Source organism: Microvirga brassicacearum, assembly GCF_008757455.1.
GTDB lineage: Bacteria > Pseudomonadota > Alphaproteobacteria > Rhizobiales > Beijerinckiaceae > Microvirga > Microvirga brassicacearum.
Genome location: NZ_VCMV01000017.1, coordinates 42532 through 57516 on the forward strand (window position 1 = coordinate 42532; position 14985 = coordinate 57516).

The window sequence follows — 14985 nt, forward strand, 5'->3', positions numbered from 1 at the left end:
ATCGGCCGGCGGGTCCATTCGCCCGCCGGCCGGAATCAAAGGAGCCGTCATGTCGAGATTTCTAGTCAAGCGGCTTGCCGGTGCCTTCGTCGTCCTGGTCCTGGTGTCCCTCATGTCGTTCGCGATCATCTGGCTTGTGCCGGGGGATCCGACGGCGGCGTTTCTCGACACGAGCGCAACGCCCGACCAGGTTGCGCGCCTGCGTCAGCAGCTCGGTCTCGACCGGCCGATCGCCATGCAGATGCTCGATTGGTATGCGCGCATCGTTCAGGGCGATCTCGGCCATTCCATTCTGCTGAACCGAAGTGTGACCGCAGCCATTTTGGAGCGTCTCCCTGTCACGCTGTCCCTCGCCGGGCTGGCGCTCGCTTTCGCGCTCGTGATGGGCGTTCTGGCGGGGATCGTCGCAGCCGTTCATCACAACCGGTGGCCCGACCAACTCGTGATGAGCCTGGCGCTGTTCGGATTGTCCGTCCCTGATTTCTGGCTCGGCATCATGTTGATCCTGCTTTTTGCGGTCAAACTCGGCCTATTTCCCACCGGAGGCTATGTGCCATTCAGTGAAGACCCTTTCGGCTGGGCCGGCACCATCATCATGCCGGCACTCACCCTCGCCATCATCCAGGTCGGTTTCGTCGCCCGCATGACACGGGCCTCGATGCTGGAAATTCTCAATCAGGATTTCATCCGGACAGCTGATGCGAAAGGCTTGAAACGGGCCGAGATCATGCTGCGCCACGGCTTGCCGAATGCGCTGATCCCGATCCTCACGGTCGGCGGGATCGTCGCCGGTGCGCTCCTTGGCGGGGCCGTCATCATCGAACAGGTCTATTCCATTCCCGGCGTGGGAAGGTTGATCATCGGCGGAATTCTGTCCCGTGACTATCCCGTGATCCAGGGAGGGTTGCTGTTCCTGGCGGTCATCTATCTCACCGTCAATCTCGTGGTCGACATTCTGTATGCGGTCGCCGATCCGCGGGTCCGTCTCGAATGAGTATCGCCATCGCCAAACCAGAATTGGCGCCTCGCAGCCCAACGATGATCGTGATCGTGCGGCTGTTTCAGAGCCGCTCGTTCCTGATCGGTGCTGCCCTGGTTCTCGCCATTGCGTTGGTCGCGGTCTTTGCCGATGTCCTTTCGCCCTACGATCCGCTGCGCAACAGTTTCCGCACGCGCCTCAGGCCCCCGGACAGTACGTTCTGGTTCGGAACGGATCATTTCGGGCGCGATATCCTTTCGCGCGTCATTCACGGAGCTCGGATTTCGTTGGTCATCGGTCTCATGACGGCGCTGCTGACCGGCATCGCCGGGACGATGATCGGCGCGGTTGCGGGGTTCTTTCCCACCCTCGACAACCCGATCATGCGGCTGATGGATGCCTTGATGGCATTCCCTGCGATCGTCCTTGCGATCGCGGTTGCGGCGGTCCTCGGCGCATCGGTCGTGAATGTCATCATTGCACTCTCCATCGCGACGACTCCCCACACGGCTCGGATCGTCCGCGCCTCCGTCCTCGTTGTGCGCGAGCGGGAATTCATCGAAGCGGCCCGGGCACTCGGCGCCTCCGATCTGAGAGTGCTCTGCCGCCATGTGATGCCGAACGCCTTCGGGCCCCTGATCGTCCGACTGACCTACGTCTTTGCAACCGCCATTCTTGCAGAGGCTGCGTTGTCGTTCATTGGCGTCGGCCCGCCGCCGCCTGCGCCGTCATTCGGCAGCATCATCGCGCAGGGCCGGGATTTCATCACGGAAGCACCCTGGATCACGATCTTTCCGGGACTCGCCATCATCGTATCGGTGCTCGGCCTCAACCTTCTCGGCGACGGCCTGCGCGACGTTCTCGATCCTCGGATGAGGACCTGAGATGAGCGGCGACATGCAGCGACCGATCCTCTCGGTACAGGGTCTGACCACCGTGCTCGCGCGCTCCGGTGCGACCATTCTGGAAGATATCTCATTCTCCCTAACGCCCGGAGAGGTCTTGGGCGTGGTGGGTGAATCCGGCAGCGGGAAGAGCATGCTGGCTCTCTCGATCATGGGCTTGTTGCCGAACGTCGTGCGACGCAGCCGCGGCATCGTCAGTCTCGACGGGGACGAATTGACGGCTCAGTCACCGGATCATTGGCGAGAGAAGCGTGGCCGTGATCTCGCCATGATCTTTCAGGAACCGATGACTGCGCTTAACCCTGTCATGCGGGTCGGAAACCAAATTGCGGAAGTTTTGCGCCGCCGCCGGGGCCTGTCCGGTTACGAGGCCAGCAAGGAAGCGCTCAATCTGCTGCGCCTCGTTGAGATCCCATCTCCCGAGAAGCGGATTTCCGCCTATCCGTACGAGCTCTCGGGCGGAATGCGCCAACGCGTCATGATCGCGATTGCGCTTGCGGCGGACCCGAAGGTTCTGATCGCCGATGAACCGACGACTGCCCTCGACGTGACGGTCCAGGCCCAAATTCTCGATCTGCTGCGCAAGTTGCGGCGCGACAGAGGTCTCTCGCTGCTGTTCATCACGCACGATCTCGGGGTCATCGCGGAAATCGCCGACCGCGTCATGGTTCTCTATGCGGGGAGAGTTGCCGAGATCGCACCCGTCCGCAGCATCTTCGACGATCCTCAGCATCCCTATACCCAGGCGCTGCTGGCCTCGATTCCCGACATGAAAGGCCCCCGTGGGCGACTGGTGACGATCGAGGGATCGGTACCAGCCATCGGTGGCATGCTCGAAGCGTGCCGGTTCTCGCCGCGGTGCCCATTCCGGCGTGACATCTGCGAATGGGAAAGGCCACACCTGGGCGTCGTCTCGGGCCAGCAAGCGGCCGCTTGCTTTCGTCCTTTCGGATACGAACAACCGCTGGAGGCTGTCATATGACCCGTGAGATCGCCATCGAGGCGAGGGGGCTGACGAAGGTTTTCGGCGGCCGCGGCAGCGTTTTCGGGCGACAGACCGGAGGTGCGCGGGCCGTTGATGGCGTCGATCTGATCGTTCGTTCCGGCGAAACCCTGGGTCTTGTTGGCGAGTCCGGCTGCGGAAAGTCGACAACCGGTCGGCTTCTGCTCCGTCTCATCGAGCCGACAGCGGGTTCGGTCGCGTTCAACGGGCGCGACCTGACGGAATTGACGAAAGCTGAATTGCGGCGGAGCCGGGGGAAGATGCAAATCATCTTCCAGGATCCATACGGATCTCTCAATCCGCGGATGACAGTCGGGGATGCGATCTCCGAAGCCTACGTGATTCACCGCATCGGGGATCGAGCGTCGCGGGCGAAATCGGTCCTGGAGATGCTGGATCTCGTCGGATTGCCGCGCTCGGCGGCCTCGCTATACCCGCATGAATTTTCCGGCGGTCAAAGGCAGCGCGTGGGCATCGCCCGCGCGCTGGCGCTGAGGCCGAGTTTTGTCGTCTGCGACGAGGCCGTATCGGCACTGGACGTTTCCGTGCAGGCACAGATCATCAACCTGCTTCAGGATCTGCAACGTGAACTGAATCTGACCTACCTTTTCATTTCCCACAACCTGTCGGTGGTTCGCCACATCTCCGATAGGGTCGCGGTGATGTATCTCGGCCGCATCGTCGAGGTCGCGGAGGCGGATCATTTGTTCGCCGATCCGGCGCATCCCTATACGCAGGCGTTGCTGTCGGCAATTCCGCCTTCACATCCCGATGAGCCGCGTCACCGTCACGAGCTGGTCGGTGATCTACCCAGTGCTCACGATATACCGGTTGGATGCCGCTTCGCGCCACGCTGCCCGTTCGTGCAGGACCGCTGCCGCGCGACCGATCCGCAATTAAGCCCGCTTCCCGACGGCCGGTTCGTCGCCTGCCATCGGGCAGCTGACGGTTCGCTTCCAACCTATCGCTTGAATTCGTAAGGATACGAGAAAGCCATGCCCAGAATCCTGATCGCCGAGTGCATGCAGGAAATTTCATCCTTCAATCCGCTGCCTTCTCGATATGAGAATTTCCACATCGAGCGAGGGGACGAGCTTTATGGGAGACGCGGCCTCAACACGTCCATCGGTGGCGCTCTCGCTGTCTTCGAGGCTCAACCGGACATATCGATCGTCCCCGCCATCAGCGCCCACGCGGGAAGTGCCGGTCTGTTGGCGGCGGATGCCTGGCAAAAACTCTCTCGCGAAATCCTCGACGCCGTTCGCGATAGCGTTGACGGCTTGGATGGAATCTACGTGTCGCTCCACGGCGCCATGGGTGCCGAGGGGGAGCTCGATCCGGAAGGTAATCTCCTGACCGAAATTCGCCGGATGGCAGGGCCGGATGTTCCGATCGTCGTATCCCTCGATCTTCATGGCATCCTCACCGACAGGATGCTTCGTCAGATCGACGGCCTTGCCATTTACCACACCTATCCGCATGTGGACTTTGCCGATACAGGGGAACGCGCGGCGCGACTTCTCCTCCAACTGATGCGCGGAGGGATCAAGCCGATCATTGCTCGCGTCGTCATCCCGGCGCTTGTTCGCGGCGACGAGTTGATTACCCGGACCGGTTGTTACGGCGATCTGATCGGGGAATGCCGCCGGATTGAGCGCGACGGCACGGCGATGGCGGCCGGCATCATGATCGGCAATCCATTCACCGACGTGCCCGAGCTCTGCTCGCAGGTTCTGGTCATGACGAACGGTGATGTGGGCGCCGCCGAGAGGGAAGCGACGCGGATTGCCGAAGAGTTCTGGCCGCAGCGCTTCAGAATGCAGGGAAAGCTGATCAGTCTCGATCGAGCAATCGCGCAAGCAGCCAGCATCGACGGACCGGTCATCTTCACCGATGCTGCAGACGCGACTTCTTCCGGGGCGACAGGAGATTCGAACGTCATCCTCAGAGCGCTGCGAGACGCCCGGTATGGCAAACGTGTCCTCGCCCAGATCGTTGATCCTTCGGCGGCCGAGGCGGCGCACAGGGCTGGTGTCGGCGCCATCATCGAGGTCGATCTTGGTGGATATTTCGACAAGCGACGCTTTGCCCCCATGCGGGTGCGTGCGAAGGTCCGGCTCCTCTCGGATGGGCAGTCACGACTAGAAACCATGAAGACGCCCCTCGATGCGGGACCCACCGCAGTGCTGACGTTCGGGAATTTTACAGTCGTCGTCTTCAGCAACTCCATCAGCCTGTTCGATCGAGCGATGTACTACGCGAACGGCCTTAACCCAGTCGATTTCGACCTGATCGTGGTCAAGTCGCCGCATACGGAACACCACATGTATGACGGTTGGGTGGCCAAGAACTTCAATGTCGACGCACCGGGGTCCACCTCCGCGAACCTGAAAAGTCTCGGCCATACGATCTGCGCGAGGCCGATCTATCCGCTGGACGAGGGCGTCACGTTCGAGCCGAACGCCGTCATCTACGATCGTTCCCTGACAAACCACCAATCGCGGTGACCGTTATGAAGATTGAGTCTGTCGATTTCTTCTATCTTTCGATGCCCGAGGTCACCACCGAGGCTGACGGTAGCCAGGACGCGCTGCTCGTGCGCGTTTCAGCGGGCGGATATGTCGGGTGGGGTGAGTGCGAGGCCTCGCCGCTCACGTCGATTGCCGGTTTCCTCTGCCCGATGTCCCACGGAGTATGCCGGCCGGTTCGCGATTCCGTGCTCGGCAAGCCGCTCGATAGCCCGGCCGATATCGCAAGGATCGCCGCCGAGGTTGAGTATAACAGCATGGACTTGCTCCAGGCAGCCCACACTTTCTCAGGTGTGGAAATGGCGTTGTGGGACGTTCTCGGAAAGGCAAAGGATACGCCGGTCTGGAGGCTCCTCGGCTATTCGGCCTCGCATAAAAAGACGCCTTATGCGTCGCAGCTGTTCGGCGCCACGCCGGAAGAGACGCTGAGGGGTGCCCGGAAGGCACGCCGAGATAATTTCAGGGCCGTCAAATTCGGATGGGGACCCATCGGGCGCGGCAGCGTGCAGGATGACAAAGACCACCTCCAGGCTGCCCGTGAAGGCCTCGGGCCCGACGGAATTCTGCTTGTCGATGTCGGCCAAATCTGGGGAGAGGATGTCGCCGCAGCCGAAGCCCGACTGCCAGCCCTCGAGGCCTCGGGTGCGATCTGGCTCGAGGAGCCTTTTCATGCGAGCGCGCTTGAGGCTTACGGGCAATTGGCCAAGTTGAGCCTCAAGGTGAAAATCGCTGGCGGGGAGGGCGCCCACAACGTGTCCATGGCACGCCACCTTATCGATTATGGTGGCATTGGTTTCGTTCAGATCGATTGCGGCCGCATCGGCGGAATTGGACCGGCGAAAGCGGTTGCTGATTACGCAGTGGAGCGTGGAATTACCTATGTGAACCACACATTCACATCGCACCTCGCTCTGAGCGCCTCGCTTCAGCCATTCGCGGGCCTTGCCGATCACCGCATCTGCGAATTCCCGTTCGCTCCCAAGGCGCTCGCTCGAGACATCACCGCGAACTTTTTGCAGCGCGATACGATGGGCGAGATCGCAGCCCCTGATGCGCCTGGTCTCGGGATCGCAATCGACATGAGGGCATTGCAAAAATATCTGGTCGATGTGGAAATCAAAGTTGCGGGCCGCGTGCTCTATGCGACGCCCGAACTCGCATAGTTGCATGAAAGAACCCACTCATGATCAGCAAACGTTTTGAAGGCATACGCGCCGGGTTCTATCGCAAACTCGGTTTTTACTTCCCTATGCAAGCGGGCGGCAAAGACAGGCTGCCGTAGAATCAACGGCTTAGCACTGCTGCCTTACCGCCAAACTGCCGCTGAAAATGCCTATACTTCGAGTTTGCGACAGAGCCACCAGAACTCGACCGTGTCGCCATTGCTGTCGCGCGGGCACAAGTACATCCACCGCCCGCGGACGTTGATGTAAGTTTCATCGACGTGCCATTTCGGCTGACGGGTCGTTTCCGTCGATTGAACCGTTCAAGAATTTTCAGTGGAATCCCGATGGTGGAATGCACTGACCGTGAGGTCCACGGTAGGAGAGAGATTGGGAGGTTCGCAGAAAAGCCGCAATCCAACCTTTGTCTGGCTCACAGCGCCCGGACGAGAAGGAGGCGTGGCGACGGGGGCGGGTACGCGGCTTCGTGCCGTATCAGAACGGAAGTATCCTGATGAAGCTCTTCTCCCCGACGATGTCGAGCCCCACCACCCTTCGGCGTTGAGGGACGGCCCATCGCCTCCACTCAGCGTCCTCATTCTTGCGAGGATCAAACAGGGATTGAGAGCCGCCTATCAGGACACGGTCTACGAACCTTTTCCAGTTCGGCTCGCCGATCTTGTCGAGCGACTTGGACGGCGAGAGCGAGGCCGCGAATAGACATCTTGGCTGACGGAATGCTGCTTATTCCGTCGGTCTGCATGAGAATTCGAGATGAGTAACGCTTCGAGGTGGTCAAGTGAGTGCGACCAGTTATGAACAAACGCCCCCCTGAATAACCCAACAATTGTGAACTCTGACGAGACAGTATTTTCTGCCAGGGTGACTTGAGGGGACCGGGACCTACAGCGCGACTTCCTTTTTGGGAAATGTGTGATGTGATGCTCCACGCCCTCTTATCCCTGCGCTTGGTCACCCTCATTGCGGCACTCGGTGCTGCCGTCGGTGCCATCCTGATGTTCGCAGAGGGCTGTGCAAAGCTTGCGCACGCGGTGGCCTTGATCCTCTTTTCCAACGAGGCAGGCGAATTGTCGGTCATTGCCTCAGTCATGCAAGCGACCGATGCGTTCCTGTTTGGGCTTGTGCTGATTGTCTTTGCTTACGCGATCACGTTCGGCTTTGCCTTCGATCTTCCAAAGGCTGTTCAGACGACGTTGCCTCGCTGGATGCGCGTTGAGGGGATCAACGAATTCAAGTTCACCCTGATCCAGGTCATTCTCGTCTACTTGGTCGTGGATTTCACAACTGACGTGGTGGAGGCCGAAACGCGCATTTCCTGGGATATGCTAGTGAAGCCGGTCGCCATTCTCTTCATCGCTGGAGCGCTGCGCCTCCTCGGGGATGGCCGCCCCGGAGGTCATACCCGTCCACCTGGGTCAGCTATAGACAATTAACTGCCCCTGCGAAGGCGATTCTGCGGCTCCACGGCTTATGGAGGCGATGTCCTGTGACCGGCAGGAGCCAACACTCAGCGGTGGCGGCGCAAGAGCGTTTCCTTGGCCTGGTTCACCCGTGCGGCCAGATACGTCGATCCCCCTTGATCGGGATGAAGTTTCTTCATGAGCGTTCGATGGGCTTGTTTGATCTCAACCAGATTTGCGCCCGGCTGAAGGCCCAGGACCTGATAGGCCTCCTCCTCGCTCATCGCGCCGGAGGAAAATCGGTCTCCCGACTGCGACTCGGCCTTCTCGCCAGCGGTTTCGCGCCATTGGGGAAACCGGCGGTCGAGATAGGCAGCGAGGAGACGGAGGCCGTCCGGGTCTTCGGTCCTGCATTCCAGCAAAAGTTTCCGCAAGCTCTCCTCATCGAGCGCATTGAGCCGCTGCCCCGAGAATGTGCCCGCGAGCACCAGGCCATCCATCTCACCTGTGTCGTGATCGAGTTCCATTTCGAGCCTCGACGAACGGACGCGTGAGACCCGTCCGGCGGTTGTTTGCGTCCTGCTCCAAAGACCGCCAAGCCCGAAGCTGTTCCACCCAAGAAGCCAGGCGCCAAGGCTTCCGAGCACGAGCGCGATGTCGATCCGTCCCCGCAGACCCATGAATGCCGCCGAGCCGAGCGCCAGGGCAGCGCCCGTCAGCCGGAGGGTCTTGGCCATGGCGGCCGGACTGGCTTGTGCAAAGGCTGTCAACAGCCACCAGAGAAATGCCAGCGCCGCGATGCCATACAGCAGGCTCATGGCTTTACCGCTTCATGGCGGTCAAGAGCCCCCGAGCCTGTTCGCTGGCGGAGGCGATCCGGTTCAGGCCCTCGAAGCCGCTGGCCGCATAGGTGGCCGCTGCGCGCAAGAGCCCGGTGAGAGCGTTCGGCGCGTTGAGGTCAAACCGGGCATACGCTCCGCCCGTCAGGCGGGCCAACTCTTGAAAGGCGATGGCTGCCTCTCGATTGTGACCCTCGTGAAACATGAATGCTTTGACCCCCAGGAGACCGAGTTCACCCGCGATCGTACAGAGATCGTCGATGGACTCTTCCATCGCGTCGCCGACATAGACGAGCACCTTGAGTGGCGACCTCTTGGCCTCGTTTCGGACGTGACGGAGAACGCGCCCGATCTGAGTCTGGCCGCCTCGGCATTCGATCGTCGTCATGAGGTCCGTCAGGGTTCGCGGGTCTGCAACCCAGCGTGAGGAACGGCATTCGTTGAAGCCCCGGAAATAGACGAGCTGCACCTGGAGCCCGCCGGCATGACTGGTCGCCGCGAACATTTCGCCTTGAACGCGGCAGGCGAGATCCCAGGTGGGCTGCCGGCTCATGGTCGCGTCGAGGGCAAAGGCGAGCCGCGATCGCGGACCGCCGCTCTGCGAGGGGCCAATCTGCTTCGCCGTGGCCAGGAACGAATCGATCGCAGAGCCGGGAGCGCTGGTCGGGGATGATCGCTCGACCTTCTTTTCAGTCATGATGCCTCCCCTCCTCATTTGACGATGTGGGCACCGGGAGAAGGCTTGTAAATGCCGTGACTGGCAAACCATCAGATGACCAGCCTGATGAACGCCCAGGAGGGTGCATTTTGCCATTACGATCATCGGCGTAGTCTCGCATCCTTCAAGCGCATATGCTTGAGCGGGTGCTTCCCTGGAGTTCGGATGTCAGGTCGTGCGATCCACATCAAGCTCGACGGGAGGATCTACGCCGGGACCTCGTGTCGCTCGCTCACCAGCTCCTTCAAGAACCTGTCCTGGAGGAGACGTCCCGCAAAGTTCGAACGCTCTGAGGAAAGGGTGCCGCGATGTGGCGATATCTCCTCTGCACCATTCTCGGCCTCCTAGCATCGGCGGCCACGGTCGCTCCTACGACTGCCGACGAGGCCGCGGCATGGGCAGCCCTGCGCGAGGGTGGCCACGTCGCTCTCATGCGGCATGCCGAAGCGCCGGGGGGCGCCGGAGATCCGCCCGGTTTCCGGCTCGATGATTGCTCGACCCAGCGCAACCTGAGCGCCAAAGGCCGCGGCGACGCGAAGACCATGGGGGAGAAATTCAGGGCCGCAGGGGTGGCCGTCGGCAAACTCCTCAGTTCGCCCTGGTGCCGCTGTGTCGACACCGCCCGGCTGATCAGTGTGGGCCCTGTTGAGATCGCACCGACCTTTGCAAACGCGTATGTCCTGGCCGACCAGCGAAGCGTCCTGGCGGCAGGGGCAAAGGCAGTCGTGACCAGCTGGGAAGGACCCAAAACGCTCCTGGTCGTGACCCACGGTGCCAACATCCAGGCCCTCGTCGGGCGGAACCCGGAATCCGGCGAGGTTGTCGTGGTGGCCGTCGAGGGTGAAACCATTCGGGAGATCGGCCGCATACCCGCTCCCTGAACCTTTGAGAAGGGGCCCCGACCGTTGCTGACAGCCGCTACTTATGGAGGTTGGCGGCAAAGAACTTCAAAGCCTCCGCCTTCGCTTCGCGATCAACCTGCGCGTCGTACCGGAGCGGCAGGTTGAATTTCTGGCCGAGTTCCGTGGCTTCGGGGTTGGTGAAGGCGTGCACCGCGCCGGGGTACTCGATGACCCGGTAATCCGCCTTCGCCGCGTCGAAGTCCTTCCTGAGCACTTCGTATTCCTCGCGCTTCACGAACGGATCGGCCGCGCCGTTCAGCACCAGAATCTTTGCCTTGACGGTTCCCTGCGTCGGCGCGGGGGTGTTGAGACCGAGCGAGGCGTGGAAGCCCGCGACCGCGGCGAGGTCGGTGCCGGCGCGCGCCATGTTCAGTACGACCGCGCCCCCGAAGCAGTAGCCGACCGCGCCGACCCGCGTCGGGTCGACCGAGGCATGTCGCGCAAGTTCGGTCTGCGCCGCGTTGAAGCGCGCCTCCATCACCTTCGGATCCTTCATTACTAAACCCGAGAGGGCGCTCGCGTCCGCCGGGTTGTCGGCGGTCTTGGCGTCGCCGTACATGTCGGCGATGAAGGCGGTGTAGCCCTGCTGCGCGAATTTCTGCGCCTCGTTGTGGATGTGCTCCGTGATGCCCCACCACTCGTGCACCATGACGATTCCGGGGCGCTTGCCCTGAACCGCGTCGTCGTAGACAACGAAGCCCTTCATTGTGATGTCGCCGGCTTCATAGGTGACGGGCTCCTCCTTAACCGCCGCGTGCGCATTTGCGGCCAGCGCCATGGCGCAGAGCGCCGCTGCCATCATCGTTCGCATGAGGGTCTCCTGTGGGTTCCGGGAGACGGAGACCGAGACGCATGCACGGGCCGTAGCCTCCATCCTGCGGTGATTTTGCTCCTTTCTGAGCCTCATGACCATCGTTGACCGCTTGCGTAGACAAAAAGGTGCGGTGAAAGACAGGTGAGCAGCAGGGAAGGGGACGCTCGAGACGGTGTCGAGCCTCTGCCGAGGCATGTGATGCGGGGTCCTTGGTGAGCCGCTCGGCGCGCTCAGCCGCCTGCTTGCGCCGCGCGTCTGCGATGTGAGCCGCGACGGCTTTCGAGACTTCGCGGCGACCAGCGAGCTTTAGAGCCCATCCCGCCACTTCAGGGGCACCCTGAAGGAGCCGTTGTCCGCCGGACAGACCCGTTTCGCAACCCCTCGGGTGGATCCGGAGCCGATTTTCCCTTCGCGTCCTCTTCGTTCAAACAGTGTCGCGCAGCAAGCGCCCTTATAATCCTGTCCCCTTACTGCTTCTAGTGCCGCCGCGAGGCCGGCTGGCACCGACCAGAGGTCACACCATGCCCGCGCCCGTCCATTGGGGAGACGCGTTCTCCATCGAAGACACACATGCTGAGAGCATGAAGGACGTCAGCATGACGGCGCTCGATGATGGTGGCTTCGTTGCCGTCTGGACACACACACAAAACAACAGCCTGTTCGCGAAGACATTCAACGCGGATGGAACTGCAAGGACATCCGCAACTCAAATTCCAGGCAGCACGAATCCGAACATCAACGGCGGGGACGTTACCGTGATGGCGGATGGAAGCTACGTGGTGAGCTGGGGGGAGAACAACATCGATGGCACTCTCAAGGCTGCCATTTTCAGGGCTGACGGAACGCTTCTGCGGAACACCTTCCAACTGAACGGAGCAGCGTCGGCCTTCCAGGATAAAGTCGTCGTCGTGCCCCTGAAGGAGGGTGGCTTCATGGCGCTCTATAGTCGGGGCGCAGGAGACGGCGGCAGCGGGGCGGTTCTCGGGCGCACCTACGACGCGCACGGAAATTTGATCAAGGACGAATTCATCGCGAACGGCACGACGGCCGGCAACCAGAATTGGCCGTCGGCGGCACACCTTCAGGACGGAAACATTGTCGTCGTTTATGCGGAATCAAGCGAGGCGTCCAACCTGACCATCAGGGCCCGCATTCTCAAGCCCGACGGAACCGCCGCGTACGCGTCCGAAATTGTTGTTCCGTCGCCGTCGTCTGGTCAAGAATACCTGTCGTCCGTCACGGCGCTGAGCAATGGACGCTTTGTTGTCGTATGGCACACAACCCTCGGTGATGACATTCGCGCCCAGGTCTTTGCAGCCAATGGGGACAGGATCGGGGGCGAACTCACGGTCAACACAACGATTATCGACCGCCAGATCAATCCCGTCGTGTCGGCCCTCGCGGATGGTGGTTTCGCGGTCGCGTTTGAGGATCTGAGCGGAAATCCATCGCCACCGGAAGCAAACTACGACGTTCGCGTTGTCACCTTCAACGGAGCCGGCCAACGCGAAAGCAATGATGTCGTCGTTCATAACACGAGCGCGGGCTATCAGGGCCAGGCACACATCATGACCCTGGCCGACGGGCGGTTCGTCGTCGGGTGGACCCACGATGGGACGTTCAGTTCAGGGTCGTCAAACCGTGGCGCAATCTACGGTCAGATCTTCGACGCCCGCATTCAAGGTGTGACCATCAATGGCACCGCAGCGAACGACCATTATGTCGGCAGCGCCTTCGGTGATCGGCTGGACGGCGGCGCCGGCAATGACCATCTCGTCGGCGGCGACGGGCACGACATCCTCTATGCCGCCGCCGGGCGGGACATCATCGACGGCGGCGAGGGTGGCGACTACGTCGATTATGAGCGGTCCGAAACCGGCATCGGGCTCACGGTCGATCTGCGCGATCAGACGAAGAACACCGGCGACGCCGCGGGCGATCACTATATCAGCATCGAACACGCCACGGGGACGCGCTGGGACGATGTCCTCTACGGGACGGACGATCCCAACGAACTCTATGGTGGCCAAGGCTCGGATATTCTCGTCGGCCGCGATGGCGGCGACACGCTCGATGGTGGCGACGGCTTCGACTACGCGTCCTATGCCGATGCCAAGGGGGGCGTGTTCGCGCGACTGCGCACAGCAGGACCGGATCTGGCGCCGGATCTGAACGACAACGATGCGCTCGGCGATGTTTTCAATTCCATCGAAGGCCTGATCGGATCTGCTTTCGAAGACCACCTCTGGGGTGACGACGCCGCGAACGTGCTGATCGGCGGTGGGGACAACGACCAACTTATTGGACGCGGCGGTTCCGATACCCTGGAAGGCGGCGCTGGGGGAGACGTTCATTCCGGCGGCGAGGGCATCGATTACGCGAGTTATGCCAACGCGAGCACAGGCGTCATGGCGGATCTGAGAAACAGGGTCACACTTCCTGAGCTTGTCTCCACGACCTTTGCTAGTTCGGGCGAGGCAGCAGGAGATGAGTATGAGCTTGTCGAAGGCCTGATCGGGTCCGCGTTTGCGGATGTGCTGACCGGCAACGAAATGGTCAACACGCTGTGGGGTGGGGCCGGTGATGACCGGCTCGACGGCGGTTTTGGCGCCGATTGGATCGAGGGCGGTCTCGGCAACGACACTTACGTATTTGACGGCAGCGACAGCCTGGTGGAACGTGCGGGCGGCGGCACGGATACTGTCGAGACGGGCATCGATTACACCCTTGGCGCCGAGTTCGAAGCGCTCGTCGCGACGGGCCTCGGTAACCTGGCGCTGACCGGCAACGCGCTGGCGAATGCGATCACGGGCAATGCCGGAGCCAACCGATTGAACGGCGATGCGGGAGCTGACACTCTCTCTGGCCTGGCTGGCAACGACACCTATTGGGCGGAGGCAGGTGACAGGGTGATCGAGACGGTTGGCGGCGGCGACGATACGGTGATCGCCTCGGCCTCCTACTCCGTCGGACCGGATGCTGAGGTGGAGGTGCTGAAACTGGCTCCTGCCTCATCCAAAGTCACATACGACCTCACGGGCTCGAACACCGCCAACCAGATCACCGGCCATGCCGGCAAGAACACGCTGAAGGGCTTGGGCGGCGACGACAAGATCTGGGGCAGCTTGGGCAACGACACCCTTTACGGCAACGGGGGCCGAGACACGTTCGTATTCGACACCAAGCCCGGGCGCACGAATATGGATGCGGTGAGGGATTTCCGCGTGAAGGACGACACAATTTGGCTCGACAACAAATACTTCTCGAAACTCGGCTCGAAAGGGTCAGAGATCAAACCAGCGCTGTTGTCGAAAAGCGCATTCCATATCGGATCTGCTGCGCACGATGCCAGCGACCGGATCATCTACAACAACAAAAAGGGAATCCTCTACTACGACGCTGACGGCGACGGAGCCAGAGCCGCGGTGCAGATCGCAACGGTTTCGAAGCACCTCAAGATGACCCACAAGGATTTCTACGTCATCTAAGCCAGCCTGCCCGCTTTCTCATCTCGAAACGCTAGTGGTGAAATCCGACGCTTTGTATCCGAGACGGAATACCGCTTGGGTGGTTTGCCAATCGGGAAGAGGTCATCTCCTGCGCGCCACGATGTAGGGACGGCATCCTGGTGCGGCGAGGTCGTGCCGGGATCGCCGCTTCTCACCTCTCCCTCGAGGGAGAGGTCGGACCGCAGGTCCGGGTGAGGGGATGCG

13 protein-coding genes and 1 pseudogene are annotated in these 14985 nt (G+C 61.3%); 10 read left to right on the plus strand and 4 right to left on the minus strand.

Annotated features, from left to right (window positions below; all coding sequences use genetic code 11):
* Positions 1-49: 49 nt before the first annotated feature.
* Genes FEZ63_RS12685 through FEZ63_RS12710 form a run of 6 tightly spaced genes read left to right on the plus strand, consistent with a single transcriptional unit; the run spans position 50 to position 6578 of the window.
* Complete coding sequence (locus FEZ63_RS12685) at positions 50-994, plus strand: ABC transporter permease (RefSeq protein WP_150944954.1); 945 nt, start codon at positions 50-52, stop codon at positions 992-994.
* The gene (locus FEZ63_RS12690; RefSeq protein WP_150944956.1) at positions 991-1863 is read left to right on the plus strand and encodes an ABC transporter permease; all 873 of its coding nucleotides are present in this window, start codon (positions 991-993) and stop codon (positions 1861-1863) included. Before FEZ63_RS12685 ends, FEZ63_RS12690 begins: the two co-directional genes overlap by 4 nt.
* Before the next feature lies 1 nt (position 1864).
* On the plus strand, positions 1865-2866 hold the full coding sequence (locus FEZ63_RS12695; protein WP_201274164.1) for an ABC transporter ATP-binding protein: 1002 nt from the start codon (positions 1865-1867) through the stop codon (positions 2864-2866).
* A complete protein-coding gene (locus FEZ63_RS12700; RefSeq protein WP_150944958.1) occupies positions 2863-3867 on the plus strand; it encodes an ABC transporter ATP-binding protein in 1005 nt (334 codons plus the stop codon). Before FEZ63_RS12695 ends, FEZ63_RS12700 begins: the two co-directional genes overlap by 4 nt.
* A gap of 15 nt (positions 3868-3882) precedes the next feature.
* Positions 3883-5394, plus strand: coding sequence for a M81 family metallopeptidase (locus tag FEZ63_RS12705; RefSeq protein WP_150944960.1), 1512 nt, complete (start codon positions 3883-3885; stop codon positions 5392-5394).
* Positions 5395-5399: 5 nt separating this feature from the next.
* Positions 5400-6578 (plus strand): mandelate racemase/muconate lactonizing enzyme family protein, encoded by a 1179-nt coding sequence (locus tag FEZ63_RS12710; protein WP_150944961.1) that lies wholly within the window; start codon positions 5400-5402, stop codon positions 6576-6578.
* Between the two features lie 194 nt (positions 6579-6772).
* Here FEZ63_RS12710 and FEZ63_RS25190 read toward each other — a convergent pair.
* Positions 6773-6909 (minus strand): annotated as a pseudogene (locus tag FEZ63_RS25190) (DDE-type integrase/transposase/recombinase); the annotation flags it as partial.
* 128 nt (positions 6910-7037) lie between these two features.
* Here FEZ63_RS25190 and FEZ63_RS26215 point away from each other — a divergent pair.
* The gene (locus FEZ63_RS26215) at positions 7038-7298 is read left to right on the plus strand and encodes a NepR family anti-sigma factor (protein ID WP_420846277.1); all 261 of its coding nucleotides are present in this window, start codon (positions 7038-7040) and stop codon (positions 7296-7298) included.
* Between the two features lie 221 nt (positions 7299-7519).
* Positions 7520-8032: a YqhA family protein gene (locus FEZ63_RS12720; protein WP_162419741.1), complete on the plus strand. Its 513-nt coding sequence runs from the start codon at positions 7520-7522 to the stop codon at positions 8030-8032.
* 74 nt (positions 8033-8106) lie between these two features.
* On the opposite strand, the gene FEZ63_RS12725 is transcribed toward FEZ63_RS12720, so the two are convergent.
* Entirely contained in the window at positions 8107-8817 is a 711-nt protein-coding gene (locus FEZ63_RS12725; RefSeq protein WP_150944966.1) for a DnaJ domain-containing protein, read from the minus strand.
* A 4-nt stretch (positions 8818-8821) separates the two neighbouring features.
* Positions 8822-9535: a vWA domain-containing protein gene (locus FEZ63_RS12730; protein ID WP_150944968.1), complete on the minus strand. Its 714-nt coding sequence runs from the start codon at positions 9533-9535 to the stop codon at positions 8822-8824.
* 329 nt (positions 9536-9864) lie between these two features.
* Between FEZ63_RS12730 and FEZ63_RS12735 the strand changes: the two genes are divergently transcribed.
* The gene (locus FEZ63_RS12735) at positions 9865-10437 is read left to right on the plus strand and encodes a histidine phosphatase family protein (protein WP_150944970.1); all 573 of its coding nucleotides are present in this window, start codon (positions 9865-9867) and stop codon (positions 10435-10437) included.
* Positions 10438-10474: 37 nt separating this feature from the next.
* On the opposite strand, the gene FEZ63_RS12740 is transcribed toward FEZ63_RS12735, so the two are convergent.
* The gene (locus tag FEZ63_RS12740) at positions 10475-11269 is read right to left on the minus strand and encodes a dienelactone hydrolase family protein (protein ID WP_244622782.1); all 795 of its coding nucleotides are present in this window, start codon (positions 11267-11269) and stop codon (positions 10475-10477) included.
* A gap of 524 nt (positions 11270-11793) precedes the next feature.
* On the opposite strand from FEZ63_RS12740, the gene FEZ63_RS12745 reads away from it, so the two are divergent.
* Entirely contained in the window at positions 11794-14760 is a 2967-nt protein-coding gene (locus tag FEZ63_RS12745) for a calcium-binding protein (RefSeq protein WP_150944972.1), read from the plus strand.
* Positions 14761-14985 lie beyond the last annotated feature (225 nt).

What these genes read in the sequence shown, in the direction of transcription:
- FEZ63_RS12700 (WP_150944958.1), top strand. Translation starts at nt 2,863, where the DNA reads ATGACCCGTGAGATCGCCATCGAGGCGAGGGGGCTGACGAAGGTTTTC.
- FEZ63_RS12690 (WP_150944956.1), top strand. Translation starts at nt 991, where the DNA reads ATGAGTATCGCCATCGCCAAACCAGAATTGGCGCCTCGCAGCCCAACG.
- FEZ63_RS12685 (WP_150944954.1), top strand. Translation starts at nt 50, where the DNA reads ATGTCGAGATTTCTAGTCAAGCGGCTTGCCGGTGCCTTCGTCGTCCTG.
- FEZ63_RS12745 (WP_150944972.1), top strand. Translation starts at nt 11,794, where the DNA reads ATGCCCGCGCCCGTCCATTGGGGAGACGCGTTCTCCATCGAAGACACA.
- FEZ63_RS12710 (WP_150944961.1), top strand. Translation starts at nt 5,400, where the DNA reads ATGAAGATTGAGTCTGTCGATTTCTTCTATCTTTCGATGCCCGAGGTC.
- FEZ63_RS12735 (WP_150944970.1), top strand. Translation starts at nt 9,865, where the DNA reads ATGTGGCGATATCTCCTCTGCACCATTCTCGGCCTCCTAGCATCGGCG.
- FEZ63_RS12725 (WP_150944966.1), bottom strand. Translation starts at nt 8,817, where the DNA reads ATGAGCCTGCTGTATGGCATCGCGGCGCTGGCATTTCTCTGGTGGCTG.
- FEZ63_RS12740 (WP_244622782.1), bottom strand. Translation starts at nt 11,269, where the DNA reads ATGCGAACGATGATGGCAGCGGCGCTCTGCGCCATGGCGCTGGCCGCA.
- FEZ63_RS12705 (WP_150944960.1), top strand. Translation starts at nt 3,883, where the DNA reads ATGCCCAGAATCCTGATCGCCGAGTGCATGCAGGAAATTTCATCCTTC.
- FEZ63_RS12695 (WP_201274164.1), top strand. Translation starts at nt 1,865, where the DNA reads ATGAGCGGCGACATGCAGCGACCGATCCTCTCGGTACAGGGTCTGACC.
- FEZ63_RS12720 (WP_162419741.1), top strand. Translation starts at nt 7,520, where the DNA reads ATGCTCCACGCCCTCTTATCCCTGCGCTTGGTCACCCTCATTGCGGCA.
- FEZ63_RS12730 (WP_150944968.1), bottom strand. Translation starts at nt 9,535, where the DNA reads ATGACTGAAAAGAAGGTCGAGCGATCATCCCCGACCAGCGCTCCCGGC.